The sequence below is a fragment of the Actinophytocola sp. genome, assembly GCF_050699915.1.
Classification (GTDB): Bacteria; Actinomycetota; Actinomycetes; order Mycobacteriales; family Pseudonocardiaceae; genus Actinophytocola.
On sequence record NZ_JBOHGA010000132.1, the window covers coordinates 1 to 17,588 of the forward strand.

19 protein-coding genes are annotated in these 17,588 nt (G+C 70.8%); 14 read left to right on the forward strand and 5 right to left on the reverse strand.

Going from position 1 to position 17,588, the window contains the following annotated elements:
* The 4 genes from ACRDSK_RS21560 to ACRDSK_RS21575 all read left to right on the forward strand — a co-directional run.
* On the forward strand, positions 1–315 hold a 315-nt coding region (locus ACRDSK_RS21560), incomplete at its 5' end, for a helix-turn-helix domain-containing protein (protein ID WP_431443028.1).
* A 9-nt stretch (positions 316–324) separates the two neighbouring features.
* Positions 325–1,128, forward strand: coding sequence for a DUF4262 domain-containing protein (locus ACRDSK_RS21565; RefSeq protein WP_431443029.1), 804 nt, complete (start codon positions 325–327; stop codon positions 1,126–1,128).
* Positions 1,125–1,805 carry an alpha/beta fold hydrolase gene (locus tag ACRDSK_RS21570; RefSeq protein WP_431443030.1) on the forward strand — a complete coding sequence of 227 codons (681 nt, stop codon included), beginning with the start codon at positions 1,125–1,127 and terminating at the stop codon, positions 1,803–1,805. Before ACRDSK_RS21565 ends, ACRDSK_RS21570 begins: the two co-directional genes overlap by 4 nt.
* A 45-nt stretch (positions 1,806–1,850) precedes the next feature.
* Positions 1,851–2,411 carry an ATP-dependent Clp protease proteolytic subunit gene (locus ACRDSK_RS21575; RefSeq protein ID WP_431443031.1) on the forward strand — a complete coding sequence of 187 codons (561 nt, stop codon included), beginning with the start codon at positions 1,851–1,853 and terminating at the stop codon, positions 2,409–2,411.
* Here ACRDSK_RS21575 and ACRDSK_RS21580 read toward each other — a convergent pair.
* Together ACRDSK_RS21580 and ACRDSK_RS21585 are read right to left on the reverse strand one after the other, a co-directional pair.
* Complete coding sequence (locus ACRDSK_RS21580; RefSeq protein WP_431443032.1) at positions 2,408–3,580, reverse strand: hypothetical protein; 1,173 nt, start codon at positions 3,578–3,580, stop codon at positions 2,408–2,410. The two genes, ACRDSK_RS21575 and ACRDSK_RS21580, sit on opposite strands and share 4 nt — an antisense overlap.
* Before the next feature lie 171 nt (positions 3,581–3,751).
* Entirely contained in the window at positions 3,752–4,357 is a 606-nt protein-coding gene (locus ACRDSK_RS21585) for a TetR/AcrR family transcriptional regulator (RefSeq protein WP_431443033.1), read from the reverse strand.
* A gap of 95 nt (positions 4,358–4,452) precedes the next feature.
* On the opposite strand from ACRDSK_RS21585, the gene ACRDSK_RS21590 reads away from it, so the two are divergent.
* Positions 4,453–5,604, forward strand: a complete 1,152-nt coding sequence (locus tag ACRDSK_RS21590; RefSeq protein WP_431443034.1) for an acyl-CoA dehydrogenase family protein — start codon at positions 4,453–4,455, stop codon at positions 5,602–5,604.
* 26 nt (positions 5,605–5,630) lie between these two features.
* Positions 5,631–6,770, forward strand: a complete 1,140-nt coding sequence (locus ACRDSK_RS21595; RefSeq protein WP_431443035.1) for a CaiB/BaiF CoA transferase family protein — start codon at positions 5,631–5,633, stop codon at positions 6,768–6,770.
* A 62-nt stretch (positions 6,771–6,832) separates the two neighbouring features.
* Here the strand turns inward: ACRDSK_RS21595 and ACRDSK_RS21600 are convergent, their stop codons facing one another.
* Complete coding sequence (locus ACRDSK_RS21600; protein WP_431443036.1) at positions 6,833–7,588, reverse strand: crotonase/enoyl-CoA hydratase family protein; 756 nt, start codon at positions 7,586–7,588, stop codon at positions 6,833–6,835.
* 184 nt (positions 7,589–7,772) lie between these two features.
* On the opposite strand from ACRDSK_RS21600, the gene ACRDSK_RS21605 reads away from it, so the two are divergent.
* The 7 genes from ACRDSK_RS21605 (at position 7,773) to ACRDSK_RS21635 (ending at position 11,475) form a co-directional block, all read left to right on the forward strand.
* Positions 7,773–7,934: a hypothetical protein gene (locus ACRDSK_RS21605; protein ID WP_431443046.1), complete on the forward strand. Its 162-nt coding sequence runs from the start codon at positions 7,773–7,775 to the stop codon at positions 7,932–7,934.
* A 258-nt stretch (positions 7,935–8,192) separates the two neighbouring features.
* Positions 8,193–8,684 (forward strand): helix-turn-helix transcriptional regulator, encoded by a 492-nt coding sequence (locus ACRDSK_RS21610; protein WP_431443037.1) that lies wholly within the window; start codon positions 8,193–8,195, stop codon positions 8,682–8,684.
* 78 nt (positions 8,685–8,762) lie between these two features.
* Positions 8,763–9,617, forward strand: a complete 855-nt coding sequence (locus ACRDSK_RS21615; protein WP_431443038.1) for a lytic transglycosylase domain-containing protein — start codon at positions 8,763–8,765, stop codon at positions 9,615–9,617.
* 68 nt (positions 9,618–9,685) lie between these two features.
* Positions 9,686–10,519 (forward strand): helix-turn-helix domain-containing protein, encoded by an 834-nt coding sequence (locus tag ACRDSK_RS21620; RefSeq protein ID WP_431443039.1) that lies wholly within the window; start codon positions 9,686–9,688, stop codon positions 10,517–10,519.
* A gap of 23 nt (positions 10,520–10,542) precedes the next feature.
* Positions 10,543–10,725, forward strand: a complete 183-nt coding sequence (locus ACRDSK_RS21625; protein WP_431443040.1) for a DUF397 domain-containing protein — start codon at positions 10,543–10,545, stop codon at positions 10,723–10,725.
* A 10-nt stretch (positions 10,726–10,735) separates the two neighbouring features.
* On the forward strand, positions 10,736–11,116 hold the full coding sequence (locus ACRDSK_RS21630) for a hypothetical protein (RefSeq protein WP_431443041.1): 381 nt from the start codon (positions 10,736–10,738) through the stop codon (positions 11,114–11,116).
* Entirely contained in the window at positions 11,113–11,475 is a 363-nt protein-coding gene (locus ACRDSK_RS21635) for a DUF3817 domain-containing protein (protein ID WP_431443042.1), read from the forward strand. Before ACRDSK_RS21630 ends, ACRDSK_RS21635 begins: the two co-directional genes overlap by 4 nt.
* 45 nt (positions 11,476–11,520) lie before the next feature.
* On the opposite strand, the gene ACRDSK_RS21640 is transcribed toward ACRDSK_RS21635, so the two are convergent.
* Together ACRDSK_RS21640 and ACRDSK_RS21645 are read right to left on the reverse strand one after the other, a co-directional pair.
* Positions 11,521–13,116 (reverse strand): solute symporter family protein, encoded by a 1,596-nt coding sequence (locus ACRDSK_RS21640; RefSeq protein ID WP_431443045.1) that lies wholly within the window; start codon positions 13,114–13,116, stop codon positions 11,521–11,523.
* 20 nt (positions 13,117–13,136) lie between these two features.
* Positions 13,137–13,733 (reverse strand): DUF485 domain-containing protein, encoded by a 597-nt coding sequence (locus ACRDSK_RS21645; protein WP_431443043.1) that lies wholly within the window; start codon positions 13,731–13,733, stop codon positions 13,137–13,139.
* A gap of 628 nt (positions 13,734–14,361) precedes the next feature.
* On the opposite strand from ACRDSK_RS21645, the gene ACRDSK_RS21650 reads away from it, so the two are divergent.
* Positions 14,362–17,588 (forward strand): nitrate- and nitrite sensing domain-containing protein (locus tag ACRDSK_RS21650; protein ID WP_431443044.1); only part of this gene is annotated, 3,227 nt, incomplete at its 3' end.

Consider the following 17,588-nt stretch of genomic DNA (forward strand, 5'->3'; position numbering starts at 1 on the left):
GAGGTCGCCCAGCGGCTCGCCGCCCGGCCGCTGCTGGACGCGGTCCGCCGGCTGGCCCGGCGCGCCCGGATCCCGCTCGGCGACGGCCCCGTGCCGCGCGAGGCGCTCGATCCGTTCACCCCGCGCGAGCGGTCGGTGCTGAGTCTCGTGGCGCTGGGCCGGACCAACCGGCAGGTGGGCGAGGAGCTGTACATCAGCGAGAAGACCGTGAGCGTGCACCTGTCGCGGATCATGGCCAAGCTCGGCGCGACCCGCCGGGCGGAGGCCGTCGCGATCGCCTACGACAAGGGTCTGCTGGAGCAGACGACCCCGTAGGCTGCCGCCGTGAATCCGTGTGGCTGCTGGCTCTGCACCGGGCCCGAGGGGTTGGGCTCGCGGGAGCTCAACACGGTGTGGCACGTGCAGGAGCACGGCTGGAGCGTCATCGCGGTCGCCGCGGAGGACGAGCTGCCCGGGTGGGCGTACACCGTCGGCGTGGGGCACACGCTGGGCGCGCCGGAGGTCTGCATGTTCGGCCTGCGCACGCGGGACATGCACACCTGGCTCAACGCGGTCGGCCAGCAGCTGCGCGCGGGCCAGCCGCTGCGGGCGGACGAGGAGCGGCTCGGCGTCCTGGACGGGTTCCCGGTGCTCGTCCGGCCGGTGCACCGGTCGTGGTTCGAGGATCTCTTCGGGCAGGCGCTCGGGTTCTACCGCGGGACGCCGCCGCCGATGATGCAGCTGATCTGGCCCGACCGGGCCGGGGTGTTCCCGTGGCAGCCGGACGCAGGGGAGCGGTGCCGAGCGGACCAGCCGTGGCTGTGGCTGCCGAAGGACGACCATCCGCCCAGCCCGTGGACCCGGGTCGCGGACCTGACCGACTCGCCGTTCCCGGACGCGTCGATCGACGAGCTCGTGGTCGGCTCGAGACGGGTCATCCGCGGCGAGGCGCCGGTCGCCGGGATCGTGCACCGCCACGACGGCCAGTGGGCGTTCCTGGACGGGCCCGGCAGCGTCGACGTCGGGGCCGTCCATCTGCGACACCTGGTGTCCGAGCACCCGCACATCCGCGACTTCGCGGACCTGCCGCGCGGCCACGCGGCGTGGCGCGAGCCGGACGGCAACTGGTCGCGCCGTCCTGTCTCGTGATCCCGGTTCGGCTCGCGCATCGGGTGACCGACGGTCCCGGCGGGCCGCCGGTGGTGTTGCTGCACGGGCTGGGGGAGACCGCCGGCACGTGGGAGCGGTTCGCTCTCGAGCTGGCCGGCTCGCGCGCGTCGATCGCGCTCGACCTTCGCGGCCACGGCGCCAGCCCGTGGCCTGGTGTGTACACGGTGGACGCGATGGTCGACGACGTCGTCGCGTTCCTGTCCGATGCCGGCCCGGTGGACGTGGTCGGGCATTCCATGGGCGGCCACGTCGCGTCGGTGCTCGCGGCCCGGCGCCCGGTCCGGCGCCTCGTGCTCGAAGAGGCGCCCGTGCCGCCCCGTGACGGCGACGCGCTGCCCGACGTCCCGCCGGCCAGGCCGCCCGAGCCGCTGAACTTCGACTGGGATGTCGTGGCGCCGATGCGACGGGCGCTCCGCGCGCCGAACCCGCGGTGGTGGCAGGGCGTCGAGCGGCTCGCGACCCCGACGCTGTGGATCAGCGGCGGTCCGACGAGCCACCTCGACCCGGCCCACGTAGCCGAGGCGGCAGCGGCGATGCCGAACGCGACAACGGCGACGATTCCGGTAGGCCACCTGGTCCACGACGACGCGCCGGACGAGTTCGCCCGCCTGGTGGTCCCGTTTCTGTCCGCCGACGGTGAAACGCCCACGCCGTAAGCGAACCCGCGCGATTCGGGGCGTGGCCGGCCCTAGCGTCGAGGCATGCTCAACACACTCGACGACACCATCAACGAGCGGCTGCTGCGAGAGCGGATCATCTACCTCGGGTCCGAAGTGGACGACGAGGTCGCGAACCGGCTCACCGGGCAGCTGCTGCTGCTCGCCGCCGACGACCCGGACAGGGACATCACGTTCTACATCAACTCACCGGGCGGCTCGGTGACGGCCGGCCTGGCCATCTACGACACGATGCAGCTCGTGGAGCCCGACGTGTCCACCTGGGCGGTGGGATTCGCGGCGTCGATGGGCCAGTTCCTGCTCTCCTCGGGCGCGCCCGGCAAGCGGTACGCGCTGCCGAACGCGAACATCCTCATGCACCAGCCCTCCGCCGGGGTCGGCGGCGTGGCGGCCGACGTCGCGATTCGGGCCACCGCGTACGCCCGGATGAAGCTGCGCATGGCCGAGCTCACCGCGCAGCAGACCGGCCAGGCGGTGGAACGCATCACCGCCGACGCCGACCGGGATCGCTGGTTCACCGCCACCGAGGCGCGCGACTACGGCTTCGTGGACCACGTCGTCGAGCGGCTGCGGGGCCGGGGCTAGTTCTTCTTGTCGTCCTGGTCGTCGGCCAGTTCGGGGGCGGGCGGGGCGGCGGGCAGGTCGCCGAGGCTCGACTTGCCGGGCTCCGGCGCGGGCGGCTCCTCCGGCTGAGCCGGCTCCGGCTGTTCTGTCGTCGCCTGCTCTGGTGTGGGCGGCTGCTCCGAGGCGGGCGCCTGTTCCGGCTGGGTCGGCTCCGGCTCCGCGGGAGCTTCCGCCGCCGCCTGCTCTGGCGCCGGCGGCTGCTCGGGCTCGGCCGGCTGCTCCTCCAGTCGCGTCGTCCAGTCCTCGGGAGCCGGCGAGTCGGCGACCGTCTCCGGCTCGTCGATCGTCGGGGCCTGCTCCGCGGACGGCGGGATCTCCGTCGGCGCGTCGTGAGCCACCGGCATCGTGACGGGTGCCTCGGTGGGGGCCTCCGGGTCGGACACCTCCGTCGGGGCCTCCGAGACGGGCTCCGAGGCGGGCTCCTCCGCCGCCGACTCGGTCACCTTGGTGCGCAAGGTGATCTCGCCCTCTTCATCCGATGTAGACGGTGCGGGCGCGCCGGGCGCCGGGATGACCGGCGGCGGGCCGGGCGGCCTCAGCTGTCCAACCGCGACACCCCGGGTGTACGGCATCGGGAAGCCGATGCGCGGTGTCATCGGCTCCACGCGAACCTGCGGACGATGCGCGAACACCACCGCCACCACGCCGACCACCACACCGGCCAACGGCAGCCACAGCCCGGTACTCGTCGTGAACGTGAGGCTCTCCCCGGGCCCGAGGAACTCCCCGTTCCACCGCTCCAGGGCCTCCAGCGTGTTCAGCAGCGCCAGCAGCACCGTGCCCGTCAGCGAACCCAGCCCCAGCGCCAGCAACAGTCGCGCCCCGGTCACCACCCGGGCGAACGCCAGCGCCGCCCCCGACGCCAGCAGCAGCGCCGCCAGCACGAGCGCCAGGCCCGCCACCGTGTCGGCCGACGGACCGGTGCCCCACCACTCGATCACGAGGTCGCCGACCTCCCGGTCCACCTCGTAGATCGGCGCGAACGAGCCCCCAAGCGCGAGCCCGGCGGCGACCAGGCCGCACAGGCCGGCGACGATGCCCGCGATCGGGCGCCGCGGCGGGGGGACGTATCGCGGCAGCACCTGCGGATGTGGTGGCGGATAAGGCGGACGCATGGACGGCTGAGTCACGGCACGCATGATGCCAGTGCTCACCGACACAAGAACCCATCAGGTTCGACAAACGAGTTGCCCGTCAAACCAGAAATTCCTAAACAGTTGCGGGTGCAAACGTCACGTTGTGCGTCGGACTCCCTCTTATTGCGTAGTGGCGGTTGGCCCGAGCGAGGGCCGGGCCAACCGCTACATACCAAAGCCGCTGGTCAGCACGAGCCTCTTCCACTCGGCGAGCAGCGCGTCCCGGCGCCCGGGGTCTCCGCCGATCATCGCGTCCAGTGCCAGGCCGCGGACAAGGTTCACCGTCAACAGCAACATGGTCTGCAGCCGCGCCTCGTCGACCGGGCCCGCGATCCGCCGGTAGAACTCCAGCGTCTGGTGGCCCAGCTCGCGGTCGACCGGCAGCAGGCTCCGCCGCAGCTCCTCGTCCGTCCGCGCCGCCACCCACAGCTCCACCGCCGCCGTCGACAGCGTCCCCGAGTACGCCTGCCACAGCAGGTCGATCCCGTGGTCGAGCCGCTCCGGCCCCGGCGGCAGGTCGGACGTCGCCGTCAGGATCTCCTCGCCGAGCCGCCGGAACAGGTGCTCCAGTGCGCTCGTCATCAGCTCCGCCTTCGTCGTGAAGTGGTGCTGCTGCGCCCCGCGGGACAGGCCCGCCCGTCGGCAGATCTCGTGCACGGTCGTCCGCGCGTAGCCCAGCTCCACCAGGCAGGAGATCGTCGCCTCCAGCAGGAGCTCGCGGGTGCGCTCACTGCGCTCGGCCTGGGTTCGGTGCCGAACCGGAGAAGACATCGGCAAGGCCTCCTCGACAGCTTTACGTGCGTCCGCGCACGCAGGTACATTCGGGCTGGACTTTACATGCCACTCGGATTGTTTTTGGAGCCCTCATGCCGCTGACCCAGCGTTCCTCGTGGCTGGACGCCGACCTCGACAGCTTCCGCGAGCTCGCCCACGCGTTCTGCCAGAAGGAGATCGCGCCGCACCACGAGCGCTGGTCGGAGGCCAAGCAGGTCGACCGGGAGCTGTGGCGCAAGGCCGGCGAGGTCGGGCTGCTCTGCCTGTCGATCCCCGAGGAGCACGGCGGGGGCGGCGGCACCTTCGCCCACGAGGCGATCCTGCTGGAGGAGCAGGCCAAGGCCGGCGACGACGCGTGGGGCAACGCCGTGCACAGCGGCATCGTCGCCCACTACGTCAACGCCTTCGGCACCGACGACCAGAAGGGGCGCTGGCTGCCCAGGCTCGCGTCCGGCGAGCTCGTCGGCGCGATCGCGATGACCGAGCCGGGCACGGGTTCGGACCTGCAGAACATCAAGACGAAGGCGATCAAGGACGGCGCCCACTACGTCCTCAACGGCGCCAAGACGTTCATCACCAACGGCGCCCAGGCCGAGCTGGTCATCGTCGTCGCCAAGACGAACCCCGAGGAGACCGCGAAGGGCGTGTCGCTGCTCGTGGTCGAGACCGAGGGCGCCGACGGCTTCCGGCGCGGCCGCATCCTCGACAAGGTCGGGATGAAGGGTCAGGACACCGCCGAGCTGTTCTTCGACGACGTCCGCGTCCCCGCCGAGAACCTGCTCGGCGGCGCGGAGGGCCTCGGGTTCGTCCAGCTCATGCAGCAGCTGCCGCAGGAGCGGCTGATCATCGCCGTGTCCTCGGTGGCCGCCATGGAGTCCGCGGTCGAGCTGACGATCGCCTACACCAAGGACCGCACCGCGTTCGGCCGGGAGATCTTCAAGTTCCAGAACACCAGGTTCAAGCTCGCCGAGTGCGCGACCGAGGTCAACGTGTCGAAGGCGTACCTCGACCAGTGCATCGAGCGCCACCTGCGCGGCGAGCTGGACGTCACCGGCGCGGCGATGGTCAAGTGGTGGACGACCGACCGGCTCTCCCGGGTCGCCGACGAGTGCCTGCAGCTGTTCGGCGGGTACGGCTACATGAACGAGTACCCGATCTCGCGGGCGTGGACCTCGGCGCGCGTGCAGCGGATCTTCGGTGGTACCAACGAGATCATGAAGGAAATCATTTCTCGGTCGCTCTGACCTGGATCGTCTGACAAGGAGACTTGATGGCTGGTCCGCTCGCCGGGCTCAAGGTCGTCGAGCTGGCCGGGCTCGCGCCGGCGCCGTTCGCGACGACCGTCCTCGCCGACCTCGGCGCCGACGTCGTCCGGGTCGACCGCGCCAAGCAGGCCTTCGACGTGCTGTCGTTCCCGCACGACCCGCTGTCGCGCAGCCGGCAGTGGATCGGCGTGGACACGAAGTCGCCGGCGGGCCGGGACGTCGTGCTGCGCCTGGTCGACGAGGCCGACGTGCTCATCGAGGGCTTCCGGCCTGGAGTGACCGAGCGGCTCGGCCTGGGACCTTCCGACTGCCTGGCTCGCAACCCGCGGCTCGTGTACGGCCGGATCACCGGCTGGGGACAGGACGGCCCGCTCGCGCAGGCCGCCGGGCACGACATCAACTACATCGGGCTCGCGGGCGCGCTCGAGCCGATCGGGCGGGCGGGGGAGCGGCCGGTGCCGCCGCTGAACCTGATCGGCGACTTCGGCGGCGGCGGGCTGCTGCTCGCGATGGGCGTGCTGGCGGCGCTGGTCGAGCGGGCGTCGTCGGGTCGCGGCCAGGTGGTCGACGCGTCGATGGTCGACGGCTCGGCGCTGCTCACGGCCGGCCTGCACGGGCTGCGCAACATCGGCCTGTGGAACCGCGGTCGCGGCGGCAACATGCTCGACGGCGGCGCGCCGTTCTACGACACGTACGAGACCGCCGACGGCCGGTACGTCGCCGTCGGCGCGATCGAGGAGCGGTTCTGGGGCGACCTGCTGAAGGTGCTGGAAATCGACCCAGCCGACGTGGCCGGCCGGCTCGACTCCGCGCAGTGGCCGGCCGTGCGGGACAAGCTCGCGGCCGTGATCCGCACCCGCACCCGCGACGAGTGGACCGAGCGCGCGGCCGGCACAGACTCGTGCCTGACTCCGGTGCTGACACCGGAGGAGGCGGCGTCGCACCCGCACAACCAGGCCCGCGGGACCTTCGTCGACCTCGACGGCCATCGCCAGCCCGCGCCGGCCCCGAAGTTCGACCGCACCCCGCCGGCCACGCCGACCGCGCCACACGAACCCCGCACGGACACGACAGCGGTGCTGACCTCGCTCGGCTACTCGCCGGAGGACATCGAGAAGCTCCGCGCGGACGGCGTGATCGGGTAGGTCAAGTGCCTGGAAGGACGCCTTCCGGACGTTCAACGTCAGGAAGGCGTCCTTCCAGGCTGTCAAAAGGTGCCGTGGCGGCCGGCGCCGGATGCGAAGCGGGTCAGGCCCGCGGCCGCCTCTGGTAGCACTGACATGCCGTGGGCGAACTCCGTCGCCATCGGGTCCGGGGCGGACCATTGTTCGAGTGTCGACGCGCGGTCGGACCGGAGACAGGCCTGCGGGAACTCTGCCAGCTGCAGCGCCAGCGCCTCGGCCTCCGAGCGAGCCGAACCCGCCGGGACCACCCGGTTCGCCAGGCCCATGGCCAGGGCCTCCGAGGCGGAGACCGCACGACCCGTCAGGATCATGTCCATCGCCCGGCTCTGGCCGATCAGCCGCGGCAGCCGCACCGTCCCGCCGTCGATCAGCGGCACGCCCCACCGCCGGCAGAACACCCCGAACACCGCCGTCTCGTCCGCCACCCGCAGGTCGCACCACAGCGCCAGCTCCAGGCCGCCTGCTACGGCATGCCCGGACACCGCCGCGATCACCGGCTTCGACAGCACCATCCGCGTCGGGCCCATCGGGCCGTCGCCGTCCGTCGTCGTCCTGTTCCCTCGATCGGTGCCAGCCGCCTTCAGGTCGGCGCCCGCGCAGAACGACGGCCCGACCCCGGCGAGCACCGCCACCGAGGCCGACGGGTCCGCCTCGAACGAACGGAACGCCGCCGCGAGCGCCGAGGCGGTGGCTCCGTCGACGGCGTTTCGGACCGACGGGCGGTTGAGCAGGACGGTCGTCACCGGCCCGGCACGCTCGACACGGACGGTCTCGATCATGGCGTGTCTCCTCGATGATCGGGTGACTTCGACGTAGAGTGCTGGGTGTACCGCTGTACGCACCGTAAGCTGGCTCCCGCCACAGTGTGAAAGTCGCCTCCGAAACCGGCGATTTTGTAGCACCATGGCGCAGGGGCCACAGGTGCTCGGTGGTGAGCGGGGAAGCGGCGGGACGGAGCTAGCAGTGGACGCGAAGAAGGCCATGATCCTGGTGGGTGTGGCGCTGGTGCTGTTCTACGTGATCACGCAGCCCACCGCGGCCGCCGAAGCAGTGCAGGGTCTCCTCGGTTGGCTCCAGGACGGCGCCGAGGCGATCATCACCTTCATGCGGAGCCTGTTCGCCTAACCCGATAAACAGCGCACGCCGCCCGGCCGAAAAGGCCCGGCGGCCTGCAGGTTTGCGCTCCCTCATGCGGGTTACGGACCGTAACGAAACCTCGCCGAATCACGAGACACATTGGACCGTACGGGTGGATTCTCGGCCAGACGGCCCAGCTAGGGGGCCTGAGGCCGGATCAGGTCTGGCGAACTGTCGGTGGTGGCCTCTACGGTTTCCCGCATCGACTTTCGCGGGTGGGTCCGCAGTTTCTCTCTAGGAGGCAGGATGCTCGACGATACCGGCGTGGACGACCTGGTCCGGCAGTGGACCGAGGACCACACCAAGGCCGCCGAGTCGGACGAGATCAACCGAATCGCGTCGGAGTGGCTCGCGGACGTGCCGGTGCAGCCGAACACCGGGATCCCGGGCCAGCGCGCCCGCGGGGGCAACAGCCCGTGGGCGGCCGTCGAGTCGGTCGATCCCGAGTTCTACGCCGCGATGCGCGAGCGCCTGCCCGAAGTTCCGGCCGAGCTGCTGTCCGCCGCCGCCGGCGTGTGGCAGATGGTCGGCGGCCTCGCCGAGGCCAAGGAGTGGTGGGACGCCGGTATCAGTCCGCTCGACCAGCGCGCGCTCGACTACCGCGCGGCCGGCCTGGCGCCGTCGGACCTGAGCCGCCGGCTCGGCCCGCTCACCGTGCTGCAGCACCTGCGCAAGGGCAGCGCGCCCGCCTGGTGCGTGGCACGTCTCCAGCGCCAGAACGAGCGCCGCTCCGCGTGAGGCTTGCCGCCCGACCCTGACGCCCGAGAAGTCGACAACTCGTCAGTAACGTCGCCCACCCCGCGTCGTTGACCTTGTGTGACCGACACCGAGCTGGACCTGAGCAGCCCCCACCCGCGTCGACGCGGGCTCGGCCTGCTCCTCCGGCTCGGTGTCGTCGTACTGGTGCTGCTCGTGGCCGGCGGCGGCGTGCTGCTGCAACGGCTCGTGGTCGGCCATGACTCCCAGCCGCCCGCCGCCGAGGCGCCCGCCGAGCAGGTCCCGGCCGCGAACGTTCAGCCCGGTGAGGTGACTCCCGCGCCCGTCGACATCACCGACACCGCCGCGAAGCCGCAGGCCAAGCCGCGGCCGCGGGCCGGCGAGGACCCGCTGCGCACCTGGGCCGAGGGGCTCTCGTCGCCGACCGGCGTGCCCGCCCGCGCGCTCATGGCGTACGGCAACGCCGAGCTCGTCCTGCACGAGACCGATCCCGGCTGCCGCGTCTCCTGGGCCACGCTCGCCGGCATCGGCCGTATCGAGTCCAACCATGGCCAGTACGGCGGCGCCACGCTCGGTGACGACGGTCGCCCCTCGGAGCCCATCATCGGCGTGCCGCTGGACGGGTCCGCCGGCGTGAAGGCCATCTCCGACACCGACGGCGGCCAGTTCGACGGCGACCCGCGTGTCGACCGCGCGGTCGGGCCGATGCAGTTCATCCCGTCCACCTGGCAGCGCTGGGCGGCCGACGCGAACCTCGACGGTCGCGGCGACCCGCAGCAGATCGACGACGCCGCGCTCGCCGCGGCCCGGTATCTCTGCGTCGGCGGCCGCGACCTCGCCCAGCCGGCCGACTGGTGGGCCGCGGTGTTCTCCTACAACAACTCCGTGCCCTACGGCCAGAAGGTCTTCGGCCTCGCCGACGGCTACGCGCGCACCGCCATGAAACACGCCTGAGTGGGATTCCCGGATCTGCTTTCGCGCCTGCGAGCATGTGATCACACGGTCACGGGAGGTAACGCAGGGTGGGGCAGCAGACGAGCCCAACGTTCCGGCGGCGCAAGCTCGCGCGCCGGCTGCGGCAGATGCGCGAGGCGGCGGGGCTGACGCTCGACGAGGCGGCGCCGAAGCTCGACAAGACCAAGAGCGCGCTCAGCCGCCTGGAGACCGCGATGTCTCGGGCCGATGTCCACATCGTCCGCTCGATGATGGACCTCTACGACCACTACGACCCGGACCTAATCGAACTCGCTCGCGAGTCCCGCCGCCCGGGCTGGTGGAAGAGGTTCAACATCGAGAGTCGCGGGTTCATCGACATGGAGACCGAGGCTTCTACGGAGTTGGAGCTGAGCCTCGTACACGTTCCTGGCCTGCTGCAGACCGAGGACTACATGCGCGCGTTGTTCACCTCGGATCTGCGGGCGGACCGGGGAACCATGCGGGACAACGACGTGGCCGCCCGAATCCACCGGCAACAGCGGCTCAGTGACGAGGAGTTCCCCCTTGAGCTGGTCGCGATCATCGACGAGGCGACGCTGCGCAAGAGCGTGGGCGGATCCGAGGTCATGCGTGGCCAGCTTCGGCACCTCATCCAACAAGCGGAGTTGCCTACGGTGACCCTGCAGGTGCTGCCGAACGACGCGGGCGCCCACCTCGGGATGGACGGCCCCTTCATTGTTCTGAGCTTTCCGGAGGACGATCCGGACCTTCTGTTCATCAGCTACATCACCGGTTCACTGCACATCGAGAAACCCGAGGAGGTCGAGGCGGCTAGACTCGCCTTTGATCGCTTGCGCTCGGAGGCCCTCAGTCCGAGGGATTCGGTGGCCTTCATCGATCGCGTGAGGGGCGAGATCTAACCGAAGGGCGTGCAGTGTCCACTATGGACTTAGCGGCTGCTGAGTGGAGGAAGAGCAGCCGCAGCGGCGGCGGTAGCGACAACGCCTGTGTCGAGGTCGCGTTCGCTGAGGTGGCCGTCGGGGTGCGGGACTCCAAGCAGTCGGGTGGGTCGCACCTCACGTTCAGTGACGCTGCCTGGCGGAAGGCGCTCCGGACCTGGTGTTAGCGTCGTTGCCGTGAACAGCCGGCTGGTGGCACGACGAGCGGGGATCGTCGCCGTGTGCGTGTTGTCGCTGGTCGCGTGCGTGGGGCTGGCGTGGTGGCAGTGGCAGCGCTTCGAGTCGTCCGCCGGCACGTGGCAGAACCTCGGCTACGTCCTGCAGTGGCCGCTGTTCGGCCTCTTCCCGGCCTTCATGTTCTGGCGGCTGCGCAAGCTCCGGCGCCAGCACACCGAACAACCGCCCGCCGAGGTGGCCCCGAAGCTCGCCCCCGAGCCGCCTCCGCCCCCGGCCGCCCGGCAGGATGACGGGGACGAAGAGCCCGAAGATCGCGCGCTGGCCGCGTACAACCGCTACCTCGCCGAGCTGAACGCCCGGCACCAGGAGAAGCAACGATGAGCGAGACGCCCTTGACCGACGAGGAGAACCCGGCCCAGGCCGCGGGCGCGGCGGGCGTCCGCGGGGCGCTCGCGCGCTACCGGGTGATGGCCTACATCGTCGGCGTCGGCCTGCTCGCGCTCTGCGCGGCGATGGTGCTCAAGTACGGCTTCGACGAGGACCTGTACGTGGCGATCGTCGGCCCGGCGCACGGCTTCCTGTACATCGTCTACCTGCTCGCGGTGGTCGACCTGGCGCTCAAGGCACGCTGGTCGCTCAAGGGCACGGTCCTCGTGATGCTGTCCGGGGTAGTGCCGCTGGTGTCGTTCTTCGTGGAGCGCCGGGTGACCGCCAAGGTTCGCGGGGGCCACGCGATCTAGACCGTGTGTCAAGCGGTGTCTAGCCCTTGACGGTCACCCGGCGGCCTATGCGCCGATCCCGGTCAGCGAGCGGACCTCCATCTCGGCCTGCTTCTCGGGATCGGCCTTCTCGCGGCCGAGCACCGTGCCGAGGAACCCCGCGAGGAACGAGATCGGGATCGACACGAGGCCCGGGTTGGACAGTGGGAAGAACTGGAAGTCGAGGCTCGGGAAGATCGACGTCGGCGCGCCCGACACCACCGGCGACACGGCCACCAGCAGCAGGCACGAGCCGAGCCCGCCGTACATCGCCCAGAGCGTGCCCCGGGTGTTGAACCGCTTCCAGAACAGGGAGTACAGCAGCGTCGACAGGTTCGCCGACGCCGCGAACGCGAAGGCGAGCGCCACCAAAAAGGCGACGTTCTGCCCGTTCGCCAGGATGCCGCCGACCATCGCGAGCACCCCGATCACCACCGCGGTGAGCCGGGCGACTCGGACCTCGGCGGCGGGCTCGGCCCGGCCCCGGCGGACGATGCTGGCGTACACGTCGTGCGCGAAGGAGGCCGACGCGGTGATCGTCAGACCGGCGACCACCGCGAGGATCGTCGCGAACGCGACCGCGGAGACGATGCCGAGCAGCAGCGTGCCGCCGATCTCGAACGCGAGCAGCGGCGCCGCGGAGTTCTCCTTGCCGGTGGACGCGAGGATGGTGTCCGAGCCGACCAGCGCCGCGGCGCCGTACCCGATCACCAGCGTGGCCAGGTAGAACACGGCCATCGCACCGATCGCCCACACCACCGACCGCCGCGCCTGGCGCGCGTTGGGCACGGTGTAGAACCGCATCAGCACGTGTGGCAGGCCGGCCGCGCCGAGGATCAGGGCGAGGGAGAGCGAGACGAAGTCGAGCTGGCTCATCGCGGACTTGCCGTACTGCCCACCCGGCTCGAGCACGGCCTTGCCGGTCGCGTTGTTCGCGGCTGCCTCGTCGAGCAGCGCCGTGACGCTGAACCCGAACTTGCCGAGCAGGAACACGGTCATCAGCACCACGCACAGCACGAGCATGGTCGCCTTGATGATCTGCACCCAGGTGGTGCCCTTCATGCCGCCGACGAGCACGTAGAAGATCATGATCAGGCCGACGATCGTGATCACCAGCGCCTGGCCGTTCTTGTCGTGCACGTTGAGCAGCAGCGCGACCAGGCCGCCGGCGCCGGCCATCTGGGCGACCATGTAGAAGAAGGAGATCACGAGCGTGGACGTCGCGGCCGCGGCGCGGACCGGGCGCTGGCGCATCCGGTAGGCCAGCACGTCGCCCATCGTGAACCGGCCGGTGTTGCGCACGAGCTCGGCGACGAGCAGCAGGGCGACGAGCCAGGCGACGAGGAAGCCGATGGAGTAGAGGAAGCCGTCGTAGCCGTGCACCGCGATGGCGCCGGCGATGCCGAGGAACGACGCGGCGGACAGGTAGTCGCCGGTGAGCGCGACGCCGTTCTGCGTGCCGGTGAACGTGCTGCCGGCGGCGTAGTAGTCGGCGGTGGAGGTGTTGCGGTGGCTCACCTTGTAGACGATGTACAGCGTGATCGCCACGAACAGGCCGAACACGGTCATGTTGAGCGCCGGGCTGCCCAGCGACTCGGCGGCGGTGTCGATCGGTGCGGTCATCAGTGTGGTCATCGGTGTGGTCATTCGGCGACCTCCGCGACGCCGGCGGCCGCTCTGATCCGCGCCGCCTGCGGGTCGAGCCGGTTCCTCGCGTAGCGGACGTAGGCGTAGGTGACGGCGAGCGTCGAGGCGAACTGCGCCAGCCCGAGCACGAGGCCGACGTTGACCGAGCCGAACAGCGGGTGGCTCATGAAGTCCCGCGCGTACGCGGCGAGCAGCACGTAGGTCAGGTACCAGAGGAAGAACAGCGCACTCATCGGAAAGACGAACCGCCGGAATCGGCGGCGCAGGACGGCGAACTCGGGGCTGTGCCGGATGGCCGCGAAGTCGGGTGCGGCTGGTTGGGCTGGTGGTGGAGCGGGTTGTCCGGTGATTCCGCCGAAGCCGCTCTCCGGAAGTCCCGGATAACGCGCGGCAATGGGGGAGTGAACCACCTGAGTCATATGTTCCTCCGCTGACATAGGCGCTGTTCGCCTAATTCCACAGTGGTCGCGAGGGGCGGTCGCGATGGGCTCGCAATGGAGCCGCTGGGGCGTCCGGCTCGGGACTATACGGCCGCAATCCCGGTGTTCGTCAAACCGGAGGAGTAGTTGGCCCTGACGCCGCAGAGCGAACATGTCCGCACCATTCACTCCTCTCGGTGAATCGATGCGTGACGTTGCGTCGCGAAAGTTGCAGCACGCAGGTTCACCGTCACCGATCGTGTTCCCCGAGCGGGCGACAGGTGACTCTCGTCAGCCGATGGAGTCGAGTCTTGCCAGGTCGTCCAGCGGTTCCGCGGCGGAGTCACGGTGACCACTTTCCGCAGTTGGGAGGCCGTCGCCAGGTGGTTGCGGGGTCGGGCCGGCGGGCCGGGGCTCGGTCGACGGCCGCCGGACTTGATCGTTCGTGACGCCGTCACGCGGCCGGTGAGAACGATGATTACCCGATCGGGTCATCAAGTACCTGTCGTTCAGACACAAAGTAGATCGGTCATGATCGAATACGCTGGCCGGTCGGTCAGGGGAGCCTAATTTGATCGCTTTCGGGACCGTCCACGCAGGTCAGCGAGCATTTGTCGGAACACTTTCGGGTTCGGTTGATTGAGGTACGATCGATCCGCAGTTCTCGCCACGACGCCGCCTCAGGCGACGAGACACAAGGAAGGCGCGAGTACTGCGGTCGAATTGAGTTCGCCGCCCTGCCTAATTGTCGGCGCGCTCGGATCGAATTCACTATTCCTCATTCTGAAATGAGGCTGCTGTCTTGACAGACAACGTGACACGCACCGGCCAGCCAGGTCGCCTGGCGGCACTGTGGAGCGTGCTGGCCAACTGGCGGGACTGGAACCTGCCGGTCAAGCTCGCGGCCGTCACCCTCGTTCCGGTCATCTTCGCCATCGTCCTCGGCGCGATGCAGATCGCCGACCAGATCGACAAGGCGAGCTCCTACCGGCGGGTGGACCGGCTGGTCGTGGTCAACGCCGAGCTGCGCTCGCTGATCGAGGCACTGCAGCGGGAGCGCACCGCCGGCGTGGTGCTGCTCGCCGGGCGCGGGGTGGACATCGGACCCGAGACGGCCGGCGTGCGCGCCGCCACCGACGCGGCCCGAGGCGGCTTCCTGCGCGCCGCGGATCGTGTGACGCTCGACGAGCAGGTCACCGCCGCCAGCTACGACGACGTGGGCAAGTGGCTGAACGAGCTGCCCACGATCCGCAAGCAGGTGATCGGCTCGACGATCGACCCGATCACGGCGGTCGGCCGCTACACCGACGTCCTCGACGCGCTGCTGCGCTTCGACAAGACCATGGCGGCCGAGGCGCTCGACCCCCGGCTCGCCGCGACCGCCTCCGCGCTCTACGAGCTGGAGATGATCAGCGAGCAGGTCGCCTTCCAGCACGCGCTGATCGGCGCCGGCATCGTGCGCGGCGGTCTCGCCGGGCCCGAGGCGGAGGCGCTGCGCACGTCGGCCGGTCGGCTCGCCGACAGCACCACCGACTTCTACGCCGTCGCCGGCGCCGACCGACGGCGTGCGTACGACGAGAGCGTGAGCGGCACCGGGATCGCGGGTCGCAACAACGTCGTGAGCGTGGTGCTCGCGACCCGGCCCGGCACCGACATCCCGGTCACCGCGCAGGAGTGGAACGACGCGTCGCGGCTGACGGAGGCCCGGCTCGGCGACGTCGCCGAGCGGCTCGGCCAGCAGCTGCGCGACCGGTCCGCGGCCCTGCAGGACGAGGCGAGCGACGGCGCCGGGCTCGCCGCGGTGATCCTGCTGGTCGCGCTCGTGGTCGCCATCGGCGTGATGTTCGTGGTGGGCCGGCACCTGTTGAGCTCTCTGTCCGCGCTGCGTCGCAGCGCCCTCGAGGTGGCCGAGCACCGGCTGCCGGATGCGGTCGCACGGATTCGGGATCGGGGCGACGATGCCGGTCCGGTAGCGGTCGAGCCGGTGCCGGTCACCTCGTTGGATGAAGTCGGTCAGGTGGCCCGGGCGTTCGACGCGGTGCAGCGACAGGCGCTGCGGCTGGCGACCGAGCAGGCGGGCCTGCGGGCGAAGTACTCGAGCGTGTTCGTCAACCTGTCGCGGCGCAGCCAGGGTCTGGTGCAGCGGCAGCTGCAGCTGCTGGAGCGGCTGGAGCGTGACGAGGAGGACGCCGACCAGCTCGCCACGCTGTTCCAGCTGGACCACCTGGCGACCCGGATGCGGCGCAACAACGAGAACCTGATGGTGCTGTCCGGTGGCGACGTCGGCCGGCGCAACCAGAAGCCGGCTTCGCTTGCGGACCTGTTGCGCGCGTCGGTGTCGGAGATCGAGCAGTACCAGCGGGTCGTCATGCTGCCGCCGCCGGACGTGCAGATCGTCGGGTATGCCGTCGGTGATCTCGTCCGGCTCACCGCGGAGCTGCTCGACAACGCGACCGCGTTCTCCGCGCCGGACACTCAGGTGACGATCGCCAGTCACGAGTTCGAGGACGGCTCGCTGTGCATCGCCGTGCTCGACGAGGGCATCGGGATGAGCCAGGCCGAGCTCGACGAGGCGAACTCCAAGCTGGCCGACTCGGGTTCGATCGACGTGTCGACGTCCCGCCGGATGGGCCTGTTCGTGATCGGCCGCCTCGCGAGCCGGCACGGCATCGAGGTGCGGCTCAACGGTGGCCAAGAGGTGACCGGCGTGCGGGCGACCGTGAACGTGCCGGCCGACGTGGTCTTCTCAACCGGTGCTCCTGAGCCGTCTGCTGCCTCCGCTCCGGCTTCGTCCACTTACTCGCCCAACGGTCATAGGAACGGCCACGCCAACGGCTCGGCGGTCAACGGTACGAACGGTGTGTCCGGCCTGGTGAACGGCCTGACTCCGGCGCCGCTGCCGCGCCGGAACCCGCCGGAGGTGTCTCGCTGGCCCTCCGACTCGCCGCCTGACTCGCCGCCTGACTCGCCGCCTGACTCGCCGCCTGAGTCGGACGCCCCGGAGCGCCTGCCCCGGCGTTCGCCCGGCACGCGGCTGCCCGGCCCGCCGGCCGGTGAGACGCCGGCGACCGACGGTCTGTTCACGCCCACGGGCGACACGGGTTGGTGGGTCGCGACGGGGCCGGGTCGTCCGGTGGACCCGCGCGCACTGGACGAGACGACGCCCATCTTCGACGAGATGATCTCGGCCTGGTTCCGGGCGGTCACGGACCCTTCCCAGCCGTCGCAGTCCACCCCGCCGACGCCGCCTTCTCCTTCCCCGCGCTCGAAGCGGCCGGCTTCGGGGCCTGCCTCGGGTCCGGCCTCGGGTCCGGCCTCGGGGCCGGAGCAGCGGACGGCTCGGCAGCAGCGCTCGCCCGAGCAGTCTCAGGTGCCTCGCGAGGATGGGTCGGCGGAGCGTTCGCCGGATCGGTCGGAGCAGTCGGCGGACAGGTCGTCCGAGGGCGGGGCAGAGGGTCATTCGCCGGAGAGGCGATCCGAGGGTCTGGCCGAGGATTGGACCGAGGAGTCGTCCGAGGAGCGGTCGGCTGCGCAGGCGCAGCAGGAGGACTCCTGGCGGTTCGCCGCAGACTCCGGCTTCGACACGGCGCGCGCGGTGACGCGCGCCGAACCGGAGAGCTTCACGGAGAACGGTCTGCCGAGGCGCAGCGCGGGCCAGAACCTGGTGCCCGGGAGCGCGGGCAACACGGCGTCCGCGTCATCGAGGCCAGGCCGCTCGGCGAAGGACATGCGTGACCGGTTGAGCAACTACCGGCACGGCATACGCCGGGCGCGGGACCACCGGCAGGGCGTGGAGCCCAGCGCCCCCCCGGTGGCCCGCCCCGGTTCCCACCCGACCCCCCAACCCGGTCCACGCCAGGAACAACAGCCCGGCTCCGGCCAGGAGCCCCAGTCGGCCTCCGGCCCGGCACCGCAGCCGGCCTCCGGCTCGGCGGTCGGCCTTGGCTCCGGCCCGGCAACGCAGCCGGGCTCCGGCTCGGCAACGCAGCCGGGCTCCGGCTCGGCAACGCAGCCGGGCTCCGGCTCGGC